The following is a 19,791-nucleotide window of genomic DNA, read 5'->3' as shown; positions in this document are numbered from 1 at the left end:
CTAATTTGTAGTACAAATGTATCTCGCTAAAAAAGAAAACATTGCAGGTAAATCACCGAAATTGAAAGGGTGTTTTTCCCTAACGGAAAATGTATTGTTAAGTAAATGTTAGTGGTAACTAATAAAAAACTCTTTTAAAAATTTTTAAAAGAGTTTAATGGTATTAATAAAGTTAGAAATTATAGTTAATTCGATTTTTTTGCTTTAATCATTGCTTCCAGCGCATCCCACATTTCCTGCGGAATATCTTCCAGCATGTTAAATTCTCCTGCACCCTGAAGCCATTCTCCACCGTCAATGGTTACTACTTCGCCATTCATATAAGCAGAATAGTCAGAAACCAGATAAGCGGCAAGATTTGCCAGTTCCTGATGTTCACCGACTCTTCTCAGCGGCACTTTTTTTCTCATATCAAATTTCTCCTGCAAATCTCCCGGAAGCAGTCGGTCCCATGCTCCTTTTGTAGGAAAAGGACCGGGCGCAATAGCATTGAAACGGATTCCGTATTTTGCCCATTCAACAGCTAAAGATCTTGTCATTGCCAAAACTCCGGCTTTTGCACAAGCAGACGGAACAACGTATGCTGAACCCGTCCAAGCGTAAGTTGTGACAATATTCAATACTGTTCCTGGAGTTTTAGAATCAATCCAATGTTTTCCAATGGAAAGCGTACAGTTTTTGGTTCCTTTCAATACAATATCCAAAATAGAATCAAAGGCAGAATGCGTTAATCTTTCTGTTGGTGAAATAAAATTTCCGGCAGCATTATTCAGAAGAATGTCAATTTTTCCGAATTCCTTTAAAGCAGCCTCTTTCATGGCTTCTACTTCATCCCAGTTTCGTACATCGCATGCTACGCAAAGTACTCTTCCTCCGGTTTGTTCTTCAAGCTCTTTGGCGGTAATTTGTAATTTTTCCAGATTTCTGGATGTGATAACTACTTTTGCGCCCAGTTCAAGAAAGTATTTGGTCATTGCTTTGCCAAGTCCGCTTCCGCCTCCTGTAACAATGGCAACTTTATCTTGTAATGCGCCTTCACGCAGCATAGGTTGTGTGTACAAATTCATATTTTGAATATTTTAACGATAATCAGATAATGTGTGTTTTGTAAATTTAGTATAAAAATTTCTTTTAGCGGTTCGGAAAAGCTATGCTCAAGATATTAACCCTGAAAAACATAAAAGCCTGATAAATAGTTATCAGACTTTTTACAACTATAAAACTAAATTGATGTTATTTATCAGCAATTACAACTCCTTTGAATGTAAGTGTTTTAGGTGTTTTGCTGTCACTTGTAGTTACATTGACGGTTTTGGTAAAAGCTCCCGGATTTGCAGCATTATAACTTGCTTCTACAAAGCCTTTTTTGCCGGGTTTAATTTCTGTTTTGGTATAATCGGCAGTTGTGCAGCCGCAAGATGGCGCAACATTTTCTATCATAATTGGCTTTCCGGAAGTATTGGTAAATTCAAATCTGATCAGTTTTGGTTTTCCCTGCGGAATATTTCCCACATCAATAGTCTCTGCTTTCCATTTAATGGCATCAGCTATAACTTTAATAACAGAAGAGCTCTCAACAGGAAATACATTAGCATAAATAGGTGAAAATGCTAAAGCCGCCAAAAGCGCAGAAATGGTAAATTTTTTCATAGTATTTCGATTTTTAAATTAATAATTATTCTAAATATTTTATTTTGATATGACAAATGTATATCTCATAAAGGATTAATTTTGTTAATTGCTCTCTAATGTTTGTTAATAAGTTGTTAATGCTGTATTTCTCATTGTTTTTTTAAATAATATTGTTTCATAATATGGAAATAAAAAAACTTAATATCATTATCAGTTTAGGTTTTGTGGCGATTATCGGAATTTTGATTGCCCAGCTTTTGTGGACGAGACAAGCCTATCATCTGGAGGATAAAAAGTTTAATCAGAAAGTTAATATTGCATTGTTGGAAGTTGTAAAAAAACTCTACGGCTCCAAAGCGTCGTTTACGGAAAACCCGGTACAGAATATAGCAAATGACTATTATGTAGTAGATATTAACAACGAATTTGACCCTACAATTCTGGAGCATTATTTAAAAACGGAATTTACCAGATTTCAGATCAACACAGATTATGTTTATGCGGTTTACAACTGCCACAGTGATCGCATGGTGTACGGAAGATATATCTCAACTAAAGATCAGGAGCCGGAAAGAAAGATGATCAGCTTTCCGAAACATGAAAATCTGGTATATTATTTTTCAATACGGTTTCCTGATAAAACAACTTATCTTGTAAGCTCACTGAAATTCTGGTATGTATTGACGATTGCTCTCATTGTGATACTTTTTGTTTATGTGTATTCTATTTACACCATTATTCAGCAGAAAAAATTCTCCGAACTTCAACGTGATTTTATCAACAATATGACTCATGAGTTCAAGACGCCATTGTCATCTATTCTTTTGGCAGCAGAAGCTTTGGGTAAGCAGGAAACAATTCAAAGCAGCCAAAAATTAAAGACTTATACAGCCATCATTGCCAATCAGGGAAATAAGCTGAATCATCATATCGAAAAAATTTTGAATATTGCTAAAAATGATGCTTCCGGACTAAAATTAAATCTTCAGGAAATAAATATTTCATCTTTTCTGAATGATATTAAACAACAGATCAGTCAAAAAAATGAAAACGTAAGGATTGATATAAAAATTGAAAATGAAACAACTATACTGGCAGACGAATTCCATTTCAGCAATGTGGTGCATAATATCATAGATAATTCAATAAAATACTGTGACAGAAAACCTCATATTGAAATTTCTGAAACCAAAGATTCAAAAGGATTTTATTTAAAATTCAAAGACAACGGAATAGGAATTCCGGATAAAAATATTTCATCTGTTTTTGATCAGTTTTACAGAATAAATACCAGAAAATCTGATGAAGTCAGTGGGTTTGGGCTTGGATTATTTTACGTGAAAAAAATTGTACAGCAGCACCGGTGGAAAATCTCGGTTGAGAATAATCCAGATCAGGGTATTACTATTATGATCTTTATTCCCTTTCAAAATTAACAGATATGGAGAAATCTAAAATTTTATATGCCGAAGATGATCAGACGATTGCATTTCTGATTCAGGACAGTCTGGAAAATCATTATGACATTCACTATTGTGCGGACGGAAAAACTGCATTGGAAGCCTTTCGCAATTACGATTTTGATATTTGTCTTCTGGATATCACGATGCCCGGAATGGACGGTTTTGAACTTGCAGAACACATCAGAAATGCAGATTCTGAAATTCCTATTATTTTTATTTCTGCCAAATCTTTAAAGGAAGATCGGATTAAAGGTCTAAGGCTTGGAGCCGATGATTATCTGGTAAAACCTTTCAGTATTGAAGAACTCATTCTCAAAATTGAAATTTTTCTGAAAAGATCAAAAAAGACACAACCCGTCTCTCTAAATTACGGAGTAGGCAATTTTTCTTTTGATCCTCAAAATTATACTTTAAAAGATCAATCAGGCAAAATGGTTTCTCTTACTCAGAGAGAATCAGAATTATTACTTTTTTTTATTAAAAATAAAAATACGGTTCTGAAAAGACAGGAAATACTGAAAGCAATCTGGGGAGATGACGATTATTTCATGGGACGGAGTTTAGATGTTTTTATTTCCAGACTGCGAAAGATTTTTTCTTTTGAAGAAAATATAAGAATAGAAAACATTCATGGAATCGGCTTCCGGTTTTCAGAGAAATAATCTTTTTCTGGCTTTATATGATTGTTTCTAATTGAAACTTAGGCTAAAACCAGAAATTTAAAAAAAATAATTCAACAATCTTTTAATATTTTCAGATTTCAAATTATTAGATTATTGGTTTTGGCTACAATAATCTTTGATTTGGTCACATTGTTCTGTTTATCAATCATCAACTTTGTACTGTAAATAATTAACCCCATTAAAAACAATCAAAATGAGTACAAAAAAAGTATGGTTTGTAACAGGCGCTTCAAAAGGTTTAGGACTAACATTAGTAAAAAAATTAATAGCTGAAGGTTATTTCGTTGCGGCAACTTCAAGAAATATTTCAGAATTACAGAAAGTCATCAGCGCAGAAAATTCTGAATTTCTTCCACTGGAAGTGGATCTGGTGAATGAAAATTCTGTTTCAGAAGCGATTTCTAAAACAGTTGAGAAATTCGGGAAGTTAGATGTAATTGTGAATAATGCCGGTTACGGACAATTGGGAACTTTGGAGGAGCTGACCGACAAAGAAAGCCGCCAGAATTTCGATACCAATGTCTTTGGTTCTCTTAATGTTATCAGAAAATCAATGCCATATCTTAGAGCACAGAAAAGCGGTCTTGTTATCAACATTGCATCCATTGGCGGATTGACCGGAGATTTTCCTGGTTGGGGAATCTATTGCGCAACCAAGTTTGCAGTCGTAGGCTTCACGGAAGGTTTGGCTGCTGAGGCGAAAGAATTTGGCGTGAATGCTACGGTGGTTTATCCCGGATATTTCAGAACTGAATTTCTTACCGGAGGTTCACTTCGCACTCCTGAAAATGAAATTGATGCGTATACGATGACAAGACAAATCCAAAAAGCACACGAGCAGGACATCAATGGCAATCAGCCCGGCGACCCGGAAAAAGCAGCGGTGGCGCTTGTAGAATTAGCAGCAATGGAAAATCCGCCGGTTCATTTAGTTTTAGGTTCCGATGCTTTTCAAATGGCAAACAATAAATTAAGCACACTTCAGAATGAAATTTCTGATTTCAAAACATTAAGTATTTCAACAGATTATTAATTTTGTAAGGCAGCAGTTGACGGACTGTTGCCTTTAATTCTTCAGGTTATGACTAACAGAAAATTATACACTATAGATACCGTTGCTGAATTTCACAGGATTTGCGGATTGTCTCAGCCTCAGCATCCGCTGGTTAGTCTGGTGGATTACAGCCAGGTAGAATATCAAATTGATGAGCCTGAAATCAGCTGGGTTCAGGAGTTGTATTTTATGGGATTCAAGCGGAATCTGCAAGGTAAGTTGCATTACGGACAGAGCCAGTATGATTTCGATGGCGGTCTAATGTGCTTCATTGCGCCCAGACAATTGGTTAGGATGATTATTGACAAGTACGACACAAAACCTTCGGGATTTCTTTTGGCTTTTCATCCAGATTTCATTTGGAATACCCCTTTGGCAAAGACCATTCACAATTATAAATTCTTCGGTTACGATGTGAATGAAGCTTTGTTTCTTTCCGAAAAAGAAGAGGAAACTTTAATCGGTCTTTTTAAAGGCATTGAAAGAGAATACCAATCTGGAATTGATGAATTCACTCAGAATATCATCATTTCCCAAATTGAAGTGATTTTGAATTACTGCGAACGGTTTTATCAAAGACAATTCATCACCAGAAAAAAGAGCAATCACCAGATTTTGGATAAATTGGAAAATATTCTGGAAGATTATTTCAATAATAAAGTCATCAACAAAGGTTTGCCAACCGCCAATTATATTGCTGAATCACTAAATATTTCCACTAATTATTTAGGAAGTCTTTTGAAGTCTTTGACGGGGCAAACGACGCAGCAACACATTCACGAAAAACTGATTGAAAAAGCAAAAGTAAAGCTTTCCACGACTGAACTTTCAGTGAGCGAGATTGCTTATGAATTGGGATTTGAGCATTCGCAGTCTTTCAGCAAATTATTTAAAGCTAAAACAGATATTTCACCTTTGGAGTTTCGGAAGTCGTTTAACTGACATCAGTAATTCTCATACAACATTCGTCATTTTGCATACATCCGATTTTAGATTTCTCATCAACTTTGTCTTATTAAAAATCAAGATAAATGAAAAAAGTAAAATTAGGAAACCAAGGATTAATTATCCCGAATATCGGTTTGGGATGTATGGGAATGACAGGTTTTGGCGATGCTGATATGTATGGAAAATCTGATGAGAAAGAATCAATTGCAACCATTCACCGTTCTTTGGAATTGGGCGGAAATTTTCTCGACACGGCTGATTTGTACGGTCCTTTTAAAAATGAACAGCTGATTGCAAAGGCCATCGAAGGAAATCGTGACCAATACATTATTGCGACGAAATTCGGATGGGAAATTGATGACAATGAACAAGTCACCTGGAAAATCAACGGTCAAAAAGATTATGTAAAAAAATCGGTTGAACGTTCTTTGAAAAATCTGAAAACCGATTACATCGACCTTTATTATATGCATCGTCTCGATAAAAATGTTCCGATTGAAGAGACCGTTGGAGCGATGAGCGATTTGGTAAAGGAAGGGAAAATCGGTTATATTGGTTTGTCGGAAGTTGGTTCGGAAACCGTGAGAAGAGCAAACGCTGTTCATCCGATTTCCGCAGTACAAAGTGAATATTCTTTATTTGAAAGAACAGTTGAAGAAAAAGGGGTAATTAAAACTCTGAATGATTTGGGAATTGGCTTTGTGGCGTATTCTCCTTTAGGAAGAGGATTTTTATCCGGAAACATTAAAACCATTGACGATTTGCCGGAAAATGATTTCCGACGAGGAATTCCTCGTTTTCAGGAGGCACATTTTTATAAAAATATTGAACTAGTAAAAGCGATTGAAATTATGGCGAAAGAAAAAGATATTACATCTTCACAATTGGCTTTGGCGTGGATTATCAGCAAAGGAATTATTCCGATTCCGGGAACGAAACGCAGAAAATATCTTGAACAGAATATTGAAGCGACAAATATCCAATTGAATGAATCTGATTTACAAAACTTGGAAAGTATTGTACCTTTAGGAACGGACACAGGAGCGACTTACGATGAGTTTGGGATGGGACTTTTGGATTATTGATTTTTTGCCACGAATGCACGAATTTTATTTAACCACAAAAGGTACAAAAGTTTTTGGATGTTTTTAAAGTTTCTTGTTAGACCGATAAAAGAACACATAAGTTTTTAAATCTTTGATTTTTTTGAGAGCTTTGATTATCTAAACAATATTTTGCAATATCTTTTGTGCATTTTGTGGTTAAATTAAAACGCAATACGATTGCGCCCTGGCTTATCTCATCTTTTTTATTTTTTTATTTGGAATGATGAACCACTTCGTTAGGTTTGAACGTAGCTCTTTTTGCGAAACAAAGTGGAGTGAAAAAGCGGGAGTGGAAGACGGATTAAGTTGCCCAAACCTAACAAAGTGGTTCGACGGAGTCAAATAATTATTACCTTTATTATATAGAATTTCAAAATATGAACACCATAAAATCTATTTCACAGTTTCATCGGTTATTATCACTTCCCGAACCGAAACATCCGATGGTAAGTGTCATCAATCTTTCGGAAAGTGTTTTCATTGAAGATGATGTGTGGAAAGGATTTGTAAGCCATTATTATTGTGTTGCCTTAAAACGGAATGCGACCGGAAAAATAAAATACGGACAGCAACATTACGATTATGACAAAGGAGTTTTGAGTTTTACGGCGCCGAATCAGGTACAATATCTGGATTTAAAGACGATGGATTGTGAAAATACAGGTTATCTTTTGATTTTTCACGAGGATTTTCTGTTGAAACATTCTTTGGCAAAAACGGTTTTATCTTACGGGTTTTTCTCTTATGCTGTGAATGAAGCGTTGCATCTGTCTGAAGATGAAGAAAATAATTTGTTGGAAATTCTGAATAAAATTGATAAGGAATGTGAACGTATCGACCAGCATACGCAGGAAATTATTCTGTCACAGATAGAGTTGCTGCTAAATTACTCAAAGCGGTTTTATGAGAGACAATTTATTACCCGAAAAAGCGGAAATCATCAGATTTTGGCGAAGTTTGAGACGTTTCTGAATAATTATTTTGCTCAAGAGTCGGCTCAAAAAGGTTTGCTGACTGTTCATCAGATTGCCGAAGCAATGAATATTTCTCCTAATTATCTGAGTGACTTTTTGCGGGTTCACACCGGACAAAACACGCAGCAACATATTCACGAAAAGCTTATCGGTAAGGCAAAAGAGAAACTTTCTACGACTGAATTATCAATAAGTGAGATTGCTTATGAACTGGGATTCGAGCATTCACAGTCTTTTTCTACACTTTTCAAAAAGAAAACAAGTATGTCACCACTGGAATTTCGGCAGTCATTTAATTGATATTTTTTCTTGCATAATGAACAGGTTTTTCAGCTTAATCTTCGGGAGATCAGAATAAAAAATGCAAATCTGCAGTTGTGCAAATTTGCATTTTAAAATTATTCTTCTACTTCAAAAAGCAATCGCTCCCCGAATCTCTGCTCATTAATTATTCCGTTTTCGTAAACTAAATTTCCATTAACGAAAGTATGCGTGACTTTTGAACGAAAACTCATCCCTTCCATTGGGCTCCAACCGCATTTATAAAGTATGTTTTCTTTTTCAACAGTCCAGTTGGTATCCAAATCTACCAAAGCCAGATCAGCCTTGTAGCCTTCTCTGATAAAGCCTCTTTTTTCAATTCTGAATAAAACTGCAGGATTGTGACACATTTTTTCAACAATTCTTTCCAAAGAAATTTTTCCTGTATGGAAATTTTCTAGCATTGCGGCTAAAGAATGCTGTACTAAAGGTGCACCGGAAGGACATTTTGTATAGACATTCTGTTTTTCTTCCCAGGTATGTGGTGCGTGATCAGTAGCAATTACATCAATTCTGTCGTCCAGCAACGCCTCCCAAAGTCCGTCTTTATCTTTTTGAGTCTTTACAGCAGGATTCCATTTAATAAGTCCGCCTCGTGTTTCGTAATCTTCATTGGTGAAAGTCAAATGATGGACACAAACTTCCGCCGTAATTTTTTTATCCTTTAATGGAATGCCATTTCTGAAAAGTTCCATTTCTTTTGCGGTTGAAAGATGAAATACGTGCAGTCTCGCCCCGGTTTTTTTGGCAAGTTCAATCGCTTTTGAAGATGATATGTAGCAGGCTTCTTCGCTTCTTATTAGATGATGAAATTTAACTGGAATATCTTCACCGTACTCTTCAATATACTTTTCGGTATTGGCTCTGATGGTCGCTTCATCTTCACAATGAACGGCAATCAGCATTTTGGTATTGCTGAATATTTTTTCCAGTGTTTCAGGATTATCAACGAGCATATTTCCTGTAGATGAGCCTAAAAATAATTTTATTCCCGGAACATTTCTGGGATTGGTTTTCAGAATTTCTTCCAGATTATCATTGGTTCCGCCCATCATAAAGCCGTAATTGGCGAAAGATTTTTGCGCAGCAATCTCATATTTATCCGCCAATAATTCCTGAGTAACGGCATTTGGAACCGTATTTGGCTGTTCAATAAAACTCGTGGTTCCGCCCGCAATGGCAGCACGGGATTCAGATTCAATATCGCCTTTGTGGGTTAAACCCGGCTCGCGAAAATGTACCTGGTCGTCAATCACTCCGGGTAAAAGATATTTTCCGGAAGCGTCGATAATCTGATCCACATTGTCTTCAGAAATATTGTTGGAAATTCTGGAAATCAAGTCGTTTTCGATAAGGATGTCATTTTGAGAAACAATTCCTTCATTTACGATCTTTGCATTTTTGATGAGCGTTTTCATTTTACTTTCAGTTAAATTGATATTTCACAAATTTAATCTTTTCAGAAGTTATTTTTAAGACATCAATCAGAAAATTGTGAATTCTAATATTTACATTTGCATTTTAAAAAACAAGTTTTGTATAAGAAATTATTCGGACAGACCGCTGTATATGGTTTAAGCTCAGTTTTGATAAGGGTTTTCCCGTTTTTAATTGCTCCGATTGTTACCAATGCATACGGTCCGGCTGCATCATCTCCGTTTGTAGACTGGTATTCTATTGCAGGGGTGATTACGGTTTTTCTTACTCACGGAATGGAAACTTCCTTTTTCCGTTTTGCTCAAGAAGACAGGATTGATAAAAAAACGCTTGTATCTACCTGCGCAATGAGTATTCTTACAGCAGGTTTCATATACCTTATTTTAGGGTATGTTTTCAGGCAGGATCTGGCAAATGCTTTTGAAACGCCCGATCAGGTCAATTATCTGGTAATTTTCCTTTTTATTCTTTCCTTTGACGCATTTTCAACGATTCCTTCTGCTGTTTTAAGGCTTGAAGGAAAGCCGATTTTGTATATGTTATCAAAAGTCATCGGTTCTTTGGTTTACTATTTTCTTGTCGTTTTCTTCATCAAATGGCTTCCAAATTATCCTAATGGAATTTTAGGAATAAAATACGATCCCGAAATAGGGGTAGGATATGTATTCATTGCCAATTTGGTGCAGAGTATTATTACATTAGCAATTGTAGGAAAAGAATTTGTGAATTTCAGTTTCAGAAAATTTGATTTTAAGCTCTGGAAAAGAATTATGAATTATTCATGGCCGGTAATGATTGCTGGTTTGGCAGGAATCGTTAATCAAACCTTAGATCGGCAGTTCCTTAAGTTTTTACTACCGAAAGAAGAGGCTAAGCATCAAATAGGAGTATACGGAGCGGTGTATAAAATCGCAACCTTTATCACGGTTTTCAGACAGGCTTATCAACTGGGAATTGAGCCTTATTTTTTCTCAAGTTTTAAAGATAAAAACAATCATAAAACGTACGCTGTTCTGATGGATGTTTTTGTAATCTGCAACTGCTTGATCTACATCGGATTGATGGTAAATCTGCAATGGATATCAGAAAAGTACTTAAAAAACCCATTGTATTATGAAGGTATTGAAATTATTCCTTTTGTAATGTTGGGTGCATTGTTTTTAGGAATTTATCTGAATCTTTCAATTTGGTACAAACTTTCTGACCAGACCAGAGTAGGACTGTATATTTCCTTAATTGGTGCGGCAATTACAATTCTCATCAACTTTATTTTCATTCCGAAATACGGTTATTGGGCAAGTGCATTTGCAGCTTTAATTACTTATTCAAGCATGATGATTATTTCATATATTTGGGGAAAAATACAATATCCTATTCATTATAATATCAAGAAAATACTTATTTATTTATCATTATCTGTTGTCATTTCAATGATTTCGTTCTACTATTTCAGAGAAAACTATTTTGTAGGAAACGGATTGTTTCTTTTGTTCATAGCCTTTTTAGCTTACAATGAAAGATTGATGATTAATAAAATACTCAGGAAAAATTAAACTATTAAATTAACTATAAAAAAATAAGCATATGAAAATAATCGTTCCTATGGCGGGGAAAGGCTCCCGACTAAGACCACATACTTTAACTGTTCCTAAGCCGCTGATTCCAATTGCAGGAAAACCTATTGTGCAGAGACTGGTAGAAGATATTGCTAAGGTTGCGGGAGAGAAAATTGATGAAGTTGCTTTTATAATCGGAGATTTTGGAGCTGAAGTTGAAGGTTCTCTGATTAAAATTGCAGAAAGTTTAGGCGCAAAAGGAACTATTTATCATCAGCTTGAGCCTCTTGGAACGGCACATTCTATCAAATGTGCAGAACAGTCTATGCAGGGAAATGTCGTAATCGCTTATGCAGATACGCTTTTCAGAGCAGATTTTACTTTGGATACCAATGCAGACGGTGTAATCTGGGTAAAGAAAGTAGATGATCCTTCTGCTTTCGGTGTAGTGAAGTTGGATGATTATGGTTTTATTACAGATTTTATCGAAAAACCGCAGACTTTTGTTTCTGATCTTGCCATTATCGGGATTTATTATTTCAATTCTGCGGAAAAACTGATGGCTGAAATTAATTATATCATGGATAACGATATCAAAGTAAGCGGAGAATATCAGTTGACAACAGCTTTGGAAAACCTTCGTCAAAAAGATGCCAAGTTTTCTTTAGGAAAAGTAGATGATTGGATGGATTGCGGAAATAAAAACGCAACTGTAGAAACCAATGGTAAGATTCTGGAATATGAGAAAAATCTTTTTACACAATATCCTGAGTCGGCAAATATTCAGAATTCTTTGATCATTCAGCCTTGTTATATAGGAGAAGGTGTTGAAATTTCAAACTCGAAAATTGGTCCTTATGTTTCTTTGGGTAAAGGAACAAAAGTAATTAATTCGAATATTGACAATTCTTTAATTCAAGAGAAAACAGTGATTGATCACGGGAATCTTTCCAACTCAATGATCGGAAGTTCAGCACAGTACTTTGGAGTAGCCAGAGAAATTTCTTTGGGAGACTTCTCAGTTTTGGATTTTTTATCTAAATAAACTAAAATAAATGATGTCTAAAAACCACACAATACTATTTTGTGTGGTTTGGCGTTAATATTGCAAAAAAATCATTGAATCTGATTACAATGCAAGTTTTGAATCAGATTAAAAAATGTTTCTTATGAAAAAATGGACTCTTTTACTCATTATAATATTAACTGTACTTTCGTGCAAGTCTAAAAAGGGATTGACTCAGAACTCGTCAGAAACCGACAGTACTCAAATATCAACCGATCAAAACCTGCCTAAAGACGCAAAGAATATTCAGGACAGACTTACTTTTTACGAGAAAATTTTTATTCATCCAAAATTTGAATCGGTAAAGATCAATAGTAAAATCACGGCAGATCAGTTAAGGGTGAGTCCGCTTGACGCAACCATTTATATAGAGAATGATAAAAAAATATGGTCAAACATTAGTTTTCTTGTATTTCCTGCTGCAAGAGCTTTGATAACACCTGAAGGAATTAAGGCAATTGACAGATACAACAAAAATTATATTGATTCTGATTTTGATTATCTCAACAACCTTCTGAATGTAAATTTTATTGATTACAAAATTTTGGAAAAAATACTGATGGGACGCACTTTTATGCATATTACCAACAGTAATTCCAATATTGTAAAAAACTCTCTGGGTTATCAGCTTACTTCTATTGCCAATCAGAAAATAGTAACGAATGATGTTGTAAGAGAATATAAAATGGAAATGCAGTACACAGATGATTTTAATTTATATTGGGTCAAATTGAATGATGTGAAATCCAATGATGCAATTGAAATCGTATATGAAAACTGGGAGACCTTTCCGAATGAAGTAAAGCTTCCGAAAAATGTTAAAATAATTATAAAAGGATCAAAATCAAGTCAGATTTTACTGGAAAATACGAAATTTGAATTTTCCAGAATGGAGACACCTTATTCCGTTCCGGGCAGCTATAAGAAAATTGATATTAAATGATTAAAAGAATTAGCATTTTAATAGGCATTTTGACGTTCGGATTGCAGTTTGGTCAGCAAAATAAGGAGCAATTGCAAAAGCAGAATGCAGATCTGAAAAAACAGATCGCCCAGATAAATTCAGAACTGGCGAAAACCAGAAATGAATCAAAATTATCACTATCATATCTTAATAATGTTAATCAGAAATTAGCACTAAGAGAAAAAGTTTACAATAATACACAGAAAGAAAAAAGATTCATTGAAGATGAAATTTATCTTCGTCAGTTAGAAATAAACAGGCAAAACCGGGAGCTGGCTGTTCTGAGAAAAAATTATGCTCAGGTTTTGGTAAATGCTTACAAAAACAAAGGAGTGCAGAATAAAGTTACCTTTATTCTTTCATCAAAAAGTCTGGGAGAAGCGCTCAGAAGAGTACAGTATTTAAAGGAATATTCTGAGTATCAGGATAAAAAAGCGGCAGAAATTACTACCGCAGCACAAGAACTCAAAAAATCTGTTGAGCAAAAGAAAAAATCAGCAGTAGAGAAGGAGGTTTTGCTGGTTAATCAACAAAAAGATCTTACAACGATCAATGTTGAGAGACAGCAGAAAGAGCAATTGGTGAATGAGTTTAAGAAAAATGAAAATAAGCTAACTGCCGAACTGAAGCAGAAGCAGGCTCAGTCTAAAGCTCTGGAAGGAAAAATAAGATCTATTATTGCTGAAGAAATCAGAATTGCAAAAGCTGAAGAAGAAAGCCGAAAGAAGGCTGAAGCAGAAAAGATACGTTTGGCAAGGCTTGCTGCAGAGCGGGAGAAAGCAAGAATTGATGCAGAGAATAAAGCAAAAGCAGAAGCATTAGAAAGAGAAAGAAAGCTTGCTGAGGCAGAAGCAAAAAAAGCAGCTGATTTGGCCGCTAAAAGAGCAGAAGAAGAAAGAAAAAGAAATGAAGATGCGGCAAGAAATGAAGCTACAGCTAAAGATGAGGCCAGAAAGCTGGCTGCCAAAAAAGCGTCAGATGAAGCCGCATTGAAGTCAAAAGAAGCAAATGATAAGCTGATTGCGGCTAAAGCTGCGGAATCTGATCTGGCGAAGAAAAAAGATGCTGAGAAAAAAGCAGCAGAGACAAAAGCAATGACCAATTTTGGGGTGTCAACTGCTGCCGGAAACAATTTTGCTGCCAATAAAGGGAGAATAGCAATGCCGGTATCAGGAACAATTACCCACAGATTCGGAAGACAGCAACACCCTGTTTTCAAATCTATCTGGGAAGAAAATAATGGGATTAAAATAGCAGTGTCAAAAGGAACTTCTGCAAGGGCTGTTTTTCCCGGAACCGTAGCACAGGTAATTCCTTCTGCTGATGGCACAAAGACGGTAATGGTAAAACATGGTGATTATTTTACGATTTACTCAAACTTAAAAGACAATACTGTTTCTAAAAATCAGCAGGTGTCTGCAGGAACCATAGTAGGAACTGTCGCTGAAGATTTTGACGGTACATATACTTTAGATTTCCAGATTTGGAACGGAAATAATGCAGTAGATCCATTAGGTTGGGTTACATATTAAAAAAAGATTAACTTTGTAAAAAATATAGCGATGCATACATTAACAATATTAGCTTTATCTTGGCAGCATATTCTTATCGTTGCGGTACTTTTACTGATTCTTTTCGGAGGTAAAAAAATTCCGGAAATGATGAGAGGAATGGGATCCGGGATCAAAGAATTTAAAGATGCAATAAAAGAGGACGAAAAACCGGAATCAAAAACGGAAAATACCTCTTCGAGTACAACAACAAACAGTAATTAAAATTCTTTTATTAAATGAATTTTTCGGATACTGCCTGGAAAGTCTTCAATCAATCAGTTGAAGACTATCATATTTTAGACAATATAGAAACATCAATAACCAATCCTTTTCCGGAAGGAAGTTTGGAACGAATTTTGTATGCTAAAAACTGGATTGATACCGTTCAGTGGCATTTAGAAGATATTATCAGAGATGAGAATATCAATCCTGTGGAGGCGCTTCAGCTGAAAAGAATGATTGATGCTTCCAATCAGAAAAGAACAGATTTGGTAGAGTTTATAGATGGTTGGTTTTTGGATCATTATAAAGATGTACATCCTAAAAAAGATGCTAAAATCAATACTGAAACGCCTGCATGGGCTGTAGACAGGTTGTCTATTTTATCGCTTAAAGTTTTTCATATGGCTTTGGAAGCAAACCGAGAAACTGCAAGTGAAGAGCATAGAATAAAATGTCAGGAAAAACTGGATGTTCTGCTTTCTCAAAAAGAAGACCTGTCAGCTTCAATAGATCAGCTGCTGAAAGATATAGAAAACGGTGATGTTAAGATGAAGGTGTACAAACAGATGAAAATGTACAATGATGAAAGTCTTAACCCAATCCTTTATCAAAAGGAGCAAAAATGAAAAGACTTTTTATTGTCGGAATAATTTCAGTATTTATTACCTCATGTGCCACCGAAAAGCTTAATCTGTCACCTCTTTCGGATAGTGCATCAGGAAGTAATTCGGAAGGCTCTAAAGGAGTAGGGATTAATATTACTGAAAATATAAATGCTTCTGAAATTACCAATCTTATTTCTTCATTTCCCAGATTTTCCAATTCAGCCTTAAACGAAGAGGTTACGGTGTTGAAATATACATTGCAGAACTATCTGTATGCTGTGGAATCTGGAAATGTTTCAGGAAAGAGCAAGGCAATAAAAAACTTAGAAAAATCTTACAAAAGCATTCAAAAGCTTAGAAGATTCCTTAAAAAAGATGATGACGAGGTATTAAACCGATATCTGGTAAGACTTAAAACCAATATCTCTGTTATCGAAGATTCTGTAAACGGAAAAAAATAAACACAATTATATTCAATGATCAAAATTCAGGCGGAAGCTAATGTTCCTACGGAGCACGGTAATTTCCGGATGATAGCCTTTTCGGAAGATGAAAATGACTGGATGCCTCACTTGGCGATAGTTTCCGAAACTACAGATTTTTCAAAGCCCGTTAATGTTCGTTTTCATTCGGAATGTATAACAGGAGAAGTTTTTCATTCTAAAAAATGCGAATGCGGTCAGCAGCTTGATTCAGCAATGAAATTTATGCATGAAAATGGCGGGGTAATCATTTATCTTCGTCAGGAAGGACGAAATATAGGGATTATCAACAAACTCAAGGCGTATTCGCTACAGGAAAAAGGATTAGATACAGTACAGGCAAATCTCGAATTGGGACTTCCTGCCGATGACCGAAACTTTGGGATTGCTATTGAAATTCTCAATCAGCTTAATATTAAGGATGTTAATCTTTTAACCAATAATCCTGAAAAAGTGAAGTTTGTAGAAGAGAGTAACATTCATCTCAACTCAAGAATTCCTCTTCAGATTCCGGCAAACGATATTAGCCGGAGTTATCTGCAGACGAAGAAAACCTTTTTCGGTCACTTTTTAGATGACTGAAACGAATTAGAGCTCCAAATTACATAGTAATTTGGAGCTTTTTTATTATTACAGGTCTTTTAACTTTAAAAATTAGTAGAGTAATTCCATGATTATTTTTTTTATAGTTTACCTTACTTTAGATAAATTGCTTCAGCCTCTAATAAAATCGTTTAAATTTTAATGAAAACAATTGTCATATTTTTAATTTTAACTTTAGTTTCATGTGAAAAACTTTCGCATAATGAAATTAAGATCTATCCTGTAATCAATAAGAAGGACTCTCTGCTTATCTTAACCATTAAGAATGATACAGATTCTAATGTAATGATTGAATTTCCTGCTCTAGATAATTTTAATTATAAGGACGAATTTGAGGAGAGTACGCCGGAGGTATTGTATTTTCAACAATCTGTTGAAGGTTTAGATGACGAAAACGATTTGATGATTTATAAAAATAATCACTGCAAAACAGTATCGAAAGTAATGGATTCAAATTCCATTATCATTCCTAAGTTCATTAAAAAAAATAGTGAAAAACAATATTACCTTAAAATAGACCGATATAGAAAAGGTGAAACTCTGGTTTTCAGCGATGCTGGCTTTGATGAGCTAAATATACCTTATAAGAAAAAACCAACGCTGAATAATATTAAAACCTATAACTGTTCCGGATATAAATATTTTACAGGTAAGTTTTCTTTTTATCCGAATAAAATTGTTTTAGAATAAAAAGCTATTCAAAATATTAAAAGCTCCGGATAATTATTCATCCGGAGCTTTTTCATTATAAAAATTTGAAAAGATTCTTAATTTAGTTTTGTTTTAGTAACATTGGAATCATTAATGTTATAATATTTTATCACGGCATTGTAATCATCATGATTTACAGGATTTGAAGTTTTACCAGCAATACCTGGAATTAAAACAATTCTGAATGTCTGATTTACAAGAAAGCTTGACGTTTCAACATTAGTCATTTGAGTTGCCTGATCAAAATTTGCTTCTGTTCTAATTTCTACATCTCCCGTAGTAAAATCAAAATTATAATCTAATTCTCTGTTTGCTGGAAAGGCAAGATTATCATCCAAATAAAAAGTCTTAGGAATTAATTGCCAAATAGGGTTATTAGATGCGCCTACATTTCTGTAAACTAAGACTACTGTTGTATTGGATATACTTAGTCCTTGAGTTAGTTTATAACCATTAGATGAACTAAATGTTCCGGTAACATCCTTTACTTGTGCGTATACTGTATTGTCAACAACTGCAACCTCATCGTTCCCATTATCACAACTGAAGATGAAAAGACTTGAAAATGCAAGTGCGGCTATTGGAAATAGTTTTTTCATTAAAAAAAGTTTTAAATTAATTAAATGAGATCAAAACATATACCAAAAATTATAAAAACTTTAGTACTGATCTTTTTTTTAATTGTATTTTTGTTCATATTCAAAATCTCATGAGGAAATTTGTTTTTAGCTGCCTTTCGGTGATGATCATTTTCACTTCAACGGTTTCGGCTCAATATCAGCCTAAAAACCTGTCTAAAGCAGATTTGAGAAAAGCTCAGGATTGGGTAAACCAAACCTATAACAGCCTTTCGCAGGAAGAAAAACTAGGGCAGCTTTTTATTGTTGCTTTGTATACCAATAAAGGTGATGATCATATCAATCAGGTAAGAAATATTGTTCTGAATGATAAGATAGGAGGTTTAATTTTAATGCAGGATGATGCAGCAAAGGAAATTACTTTGGTGAATGAATTTCAGCAAAAATCAAAAGTTCCGCTGATGATCGGAATGGATGCCGAATGGGGGCTTTATCAAAGAATTGCAAAAGCACATAAATTCCCATGGGCAATGACTTTAGGAGCCATTCAGGATAAAGAGCTGATCTACGAAATGGCAGCCAAAATAGCAGAAGACTGTAAAAGAATGGGCATCAACTGGGATTTTGCTCCTGTTGTAGATGTAAATACTAATCCGAATAATCCTATTATCGGAAACCGAAGTTTCGGATCTGAGGTTTCCAATGTTACCAAATCTGCACTGTCTTATGCCAATGGTCTACAGGATCATCATATTCTTGCCGCTATTAAACATTTCCCAGGGCATGGCGATACCAGCACAGATTCTCATCTGGATCTGCCTGTAGTTTCTCATGATCTCGACAGATTAAACAAAGTAGAGCTGGCTCCATTTAAATCATTGATGAATAAAGGAATCGGGGGCGTCATGGTGGCTCACTTGTATGTTCCGAGTCTGGAATCCGAAAAAGGTATTCCTGCATCTGTTTCTAAAAAAATTATCACAGGGCTATTGAAAGAAAAATTGGATTATAAAGGTTTGATTATTACTGATGCTCTCAATATGGGCGCGGTGGCTAATAAATACAAGCCCGGAGAATTAGATGCTTTGGCTTTTAAAGCGGGCAACGATATTATGTTGTTTTCTCAAGGTGTCGAAGAAGGCAAAAAACTCATTCAGAAAGCGATAGATATTGGAGAAATCTCTCAGAACAGAGTAGAGGAAAGTGTGAAAAAGATATTGCTTACCAAATATTTTTTAGGGTTAAATGAATACATACCAAGAAATCCTGAAAATATTAACCATGATCTCAATAACGATTCCCACAAAAAGCTGGTTCAGAATCTTTATTCAAATGCTTTAACTTTATTAAAAGACGAAAAGAAGCTGCTTCCTCTAAAGCCTGAAAATACTTACTATTACATTCCACTAGAAGAAGCTCCTTATCAAACTTTTGCTGATAGACTAAATGTAAATTCAAATATTATTATTAAGAAAGCTTCAGAAATATCTTCCATTCCTGCAAATTCTACGGTAATTGTTGGTTTTCACAAAGATAATTCTACGGCATATAAACCGTATAAAATCTCAGCAGAATCTAAAAAACTGCTTACACAGTTAGAGAAAAATCAAAATGTTATTTTAAATGTGTTTGGAAGTGCGTATGCTTTGAAAGACATTAATCTTTCTAAAACGTCTACGGTTCTCGTTTCATACGAAAATAATGAAGATTCTATGAATGCAACTGCCGATGCACTTAATGGTAAAACAAAAATATCAGGAAGGCTACCTGTTTTGGTTAATGAAAGTTTAAAAGCCGGAATGGGAATGGACTTAAAATCCTGTTCAAAATAAA

At 34.9% G+C, this 19,791-nt stretch carries 20 protein-coding genes; 16 read left to right on the top strand and 4 right to left on the bottom strand.

Annotation, left to right across the window (positions count from 1 at the left end; all coding sequences use genetic code 11):
• Window positions 1-185: 185 nt before the first annotated feature.
• Both FNE73_RS12040 and FNE73_RS12035 read right to left on the bottom strand, forming a co-directional pair.
• Window positions 186-1,067: an SDR family oxidoreductase gene (locus FNE73_RS12040; protein WP_143884847.1), complete on the bottom strand. Its 882-nt coding sequence runs from the start codon at window positions 1,065-1,067 to the stop codon at window positions 186-188.
• A 166-nt stretch (window positions 1,068-1,233) separates the two neighbouring features.
• Window positions 1,234-1,650 carry a DUF1573 domain-containing protein gene (locus tag FNE73_RS12035; protein WP_143884846.1) on the bottom strand — a complete coding sequence of 139 codons (417 nt, stop codon included), beginning with the start codon at window positions 1,648-1,650 and terminating at the stop codon, window positions 1,234-1,236.
• Between the two features lie 164 nt (window positions 1,651-1,814).
• On the opposite strand from FNE73_RS12035, the gene FNE73_RS12030 reads away from it, so the two are divergent.
• From FNE73_RS12030 to FNE73_RS12005, 6 genes are all read left to right on the top strand, one after another.
• Window positions 1,815-3,068, top strand: coding sequence for a sensor histidine kinase (locus FNE73_RS12030; RefSeq protein ID WP_143884845.1), 1,254 nt, complete (start codon window positions 1,815-1,817; stop codon window positions 3,066-3,068).
• A gap of 5 nt (window positions 3,069-3,073) precedes the next feature.
• On the top strand, window positions 3,074-3,757 hold the full coding sequence (locus tag FNE73_RS12025) for a response regulator transcription factor (RefSeq protein ID WP_143884844.1): 684 nt from the start codon (window positions 3,074-3,076) through the stop codon (window positions 3,755-3,757).
• A gap of 214 nt (window positions 3,758-3,971) precedes the next feature.
• Window positions 3,972-4,811, top strand: a complete 840-nt coding sequence (locus tag FNE73_RS12020) for an SDR family oxidoreductase (protein WP_143884843.1) — start codon at window positions 3,972-3,974, stop codon at window positions 4,809-4,811.
• A gap of 48 nt (window positions 4,812-4,859) precedes the next feature.
• Entirely contained in the window at window positions 4,860-5,774 is a 915-nt protein-coding gene (locus FNE73_RS12015) for a helix-turn-helix domain-containing protein (RefSeq protein WP_143884842.1), read from the top strand.
• Between the two features lie 89 nt (window positions 5,775-5,863).
• Window positions 5,864-6,865 (top strand): aldo/keto reductase, encoded by a 1,002-nt coding sequence (locus tag FNE73_RS12010; protein WP_143884841.1) that lies wholly within the window; start codon window positions 5,864-5,866, stop codon window positions 6,863-6,865.
• 398 nt (window positions 6,866-7,263) lie between these two features.
• The gene (locus tag FNE73_RS12005) at window positions 7,264-8,160 is read left to right on the top strand and encodes a helix-turn-helix domain-containing protein (RefSeq protein WP_143884840.1); all 897 of its coding nucleotides are present in this window, start codon (window positions 7,264-7,266) and stop codon (window positions 8,158-8,160) included.
• A gap of 98 nt (window positions 8,161-8,258) precedes the next feature.
• On the opposite strand, the gene FNE73_RS12000 is transcribed toward FNE73_RS12005, so the two are convergent.
• Window positions 8,259-9,599: a dihydroorotase gene (locus tag FNE73_RS12000; RefSeq protein WP_143884839.1), complete on the bottom strand. Its 1,341-nt coding sequence runs from the start codon at window positions 9,597-9,599 to the stop codon at window positions 8,259-8,261.
• Window positions 9,600-9,716: 117 nt separating this feature from the next.
• Here FNE73_RS12000 and FNE73_RS11995 point away from each other — a divergent pair, with 117 nt between their 5' ends.
• From FNE73_RS11995 to FNE73_RS11955, 9 genes are all read left to right on the top strand, one after another.
• Window positions 9,717-11,171 carry a lipopolysaccharide biosynthesis protein gene (locus tag FNE73_RS11995; protein WP_143884838.1) on the top strand — a complete coding sequence of 485 codons (1,455 nt, stop codon included), beginning with the start codon at window positions 9,717-9,719 and terminating at the stop codon, window positions 11,169-11,171.
• 31 nt (window positions 11,172-11,202) lie between these two features.
• On the top strand, window positions 11,203-12,219 hold the full coding sequence (locus tag FNE73_RS11990) for a sugar phosphate nucleotidyltransferase (RefSeq protein ID WP_143884837.1): 1,017 nt from the start codon (window positions 11,203-11,205) through the stop codon (window positions 12,217-12,219).
• Between the two features lie 124 nt (window positions 12,220-12,343).
• Window positions 12,344-13,183: a DUF4292 domain-containing protein gene (locus FNE73_RS11985; protein ID WP_143884836.1), complete on the top strand. Its 840-nt coding sequence runs from the start codon at window positions 12,344-12,346 to the stop codon at window positions 13,181-13,183.
• Window positions 13,180-14,736, top strand: a complete 1,557-nt coding sequence (locus tag FNE73_RS11980) for a murein hydrolase activator EnvC family protein (RefSeq protein WP_143884835.1) — start codon at window positions 13,180-13,182, stop codon at window positions 14,734-14,736. Before FNE73_RS11985 ends, FNE73_RS11980 begins: the two co-directional genes overlap by 4 nt.
• Before the next feature lie 30 nt (window positions 14,737-14,766).
• Window positions 14,767-14,979, top strand: coding sequence for a twin-arginine translocase TatA/TatE family subunit (locus tag FNE73_RS11975; protein WP_143884834.1), 213 nt, complete (start codon window positions 14,767-14,769; stop codon window positions 14,977-14,979).
• A 14-nt stretch (window positions 14,980-14,993) separates the two neighbouring features.
• Window positions 14,994-15,605, top strand: coding sequence for a DUF4254 domain-containing protein (locus FNE73_RS11970; protein ID WP_143884833.1), 612 nt, complete (start codon window positions 14,994-14,996; stop codon window positions 15,603-15,605).
• On the top strand, window positions 15,602-16,045 hold the full coding sequence (locus tag FNE73_RS11965; protein ID WP_143884832.1) for a hypothetical protein: 444 nt from the start codon (window positions 15,602-15,604) through the stop codon (window positions 16,043-16,045). The genes FNE73_RS11970 and FNE73_RS11965 overlap by 4 nt, the downstream gene beginning before the upstream one ends.
• A 15-nt stretch (window positions 16,046-16,060) precedes the next feature.
• A complete protein-coding gene (gene ribA / locus FNE73_RS11960; RefSeq protein WP_143884831.1) occupies window positions 16,061-16,648 on the top strand; it encodes a GTP cyclohydrolase II in 588 nt (195 codons plus the stop codon).
• Window positions 16,649-16,810: 162 nt separating this feature from the next.
• Window positions 16,811-17,359 (top strand): hypothetical protein, encoded by a 549-nt coding sequence (locus FNE73_RS11955; protein ID WP_143884830.1) that lies wholly within the window; start codon window positions 16,811-16,813, stop codon window positions 17,357-17,359.
• A 77-nt stretch (window positions 17,360-17,436) separates the two neighbouring features.
• Here FNE73_RS11955 and FNE73_RS11950 read toward each other — a convergent pair whose 3' ends face one another.
• Window positions 17,437-17,979: a hypothetical protein gene (locus FNE73_RS11950; protein WP_143884829.1), complete on the bottom strand. Its 543-nt coding sequence runs from the start codon at window positions 17,977-17,979 to the stop codon at window positions 17,437-17,439.
• 110 nt (window positions 17,980-18,089) lie between these two features.
• Here FNE73_RS11950 and FNE73_RS11945 point away from each other — a divergent pair, with 110 nt between their 5' ends.
• Window positions 18,090-19,790: a glycoside hydrolase family 3 protein gene (locus FNE73_RS11945; RefSeq protein ID WP_143884828.1), complete on the top strand. Its 1,701-nt coding sequence runs from the start codon at window positions 18,090-18,092 to the stop codon at window positions 19,788-19,790.
• Window position 19,791 lies beyond the last annotated feature (1 nt).

The organism is Chryseobacterium binzhouense (assembly GCF_007474545.1).
Lineage (GTDB): Bacteria > Bacteroidota > Bacteroidia > Flavobacteriales > Weeksellaceae > Chryseobacterium > Chryseobacterium binzhouense.
Note: the sequence above shows the minus strand (reverse complement) of the source record. Positions and strands in the feature narration are given on the sequence as shown.

Bases quoted from the DNA above. Each gene is read 5' to 3' on its own strand.
- FNE73_RS12040 (WP_143884847.1), bottom strand. From the start codon at position 1,067: ATGAATTTGTACACACAACCTATGCTGCGTGAAGGCGCATTACAAGAT.
- FNE73_RS12035 (WP_143884846.1), bottom strand. From the start codon at position 1,650: ATGAAAAAATTTACCATTTCTGCGCTTTTGGCGGCTTTAGCATTTTCA.
- FNE73_RS12030 (WP_143884845.1), top strand. From the start codon at position 1,815: ATGGAAATAAAAAAACTTAATATCATTATCAGTTTAGGTTTTGTGGCG.
- FNE73_RS12025 (WP_143884844.1), top strand. From the start codon at position 3,074: ATGGAGAAATCTAAAATTTTATATGCCGAAGATGATCAGACGATTGCA.
- FNE73_RS12020 (WP_143884843.1), top strand. From the start codon at position 3,972: ATGAGTACAAAAAAAGTATGGTTTGTAACAGGCGCTTCAAAAGGTTTA.
- FNE73_RS12015 (WP_143884842.1), top strand. From the start codon at position 4,860: ATGACTAACAGAAAATTATACACTATAGATACCGTTGCTGAATTTCAC.
- FNE73_RS12010 (WP_143884841.1), top strand. From the start codon at position 5,864: ATGAAAAAAGTAAAATTAGGAAACCAAGGATTAATTATCCCGAATATC.
- FNE73_RS12005 (WP_143884840.1), top strand. From the start codon at position 7,264: ATGAACACCATAAAATCTATTTCACAGTTTCATCGGTTATTATCACTT.
- FNE73_RS12000 (WP_143884839.1), bottom strand. From the start codon at position 9,599: ATGAAAACGCTCATCAAAAATGCAAAGATCGTAAATGAAGGAATTGTT.
- FNE73_RS11990 (WP_143884837.1), top strand. From the start codon at position 11,203: ATGAAAATAATCGTTCCTATGGCGGGGAAAGGCTCCCGACTAAGACCA.
- FNE73_RS11985 (WP_143884836.1), top strand. From the start codon at position 12,344: ATGAAAAAATGGACTCTTTTACTCATTATAATATTAACTGTACTTTCG.
- FNE73_RS11980 (WP_143884835.1), top strand. From the start codon at position 13,180: ATGATTAAAAGAATTAGCATTTTAATAGGCATTTTGACGTTCGGATTG.
- FNE73_RS11975 (WP_143884834.1), top strand. From the start codon at position 14,767: ATGCATACATTAACAATATTAGCTTTATCTTGGCAGCATATTCTTATC.
- FNE73_RS11970 (WP_143884833.1), top strand. From the start codon at position 14,994: ATGAATTTTTCGGATACTGCCTGGAAAGTCTTCAATCAATCAGTTGAA.
- FNE73_RS11965 (WP_143884832.1), top strand. From the start codon at position 15,602: ATGAAAAGACTTTTTATTGTCGGAATAATTTCAGTATTTATTACCTCA.
- ribA (WP_143884831.1), top strand. From the start codon at position 16,061: ATGATCAAAATTCAGGCGGAAGCTAATGTTCCTACGGAGCACGGTAAT.
- FNE73_RS11955 (WP_143884830.1), top strand. From the start codon at position 16,811: ATGAAAACAATTGTCATATTTTTAATTTTAACTTTAGTTTCATGTGAA.
- FNE73_RS11950 (WP_143884829.1), bottom strand. From the start codon at position 17,979: ATGAAAAAACTATTTCCAATAGCCGCACTTGCATTTTCAAGTCTTTTC.
- FNE73_RS11945 (WP_143884828.1), top strand. From the start codon at position 18,090: ATGAGGAAATTTGTTTTTAGCTGCCTTTCGGTGATGATCATTTTCACT.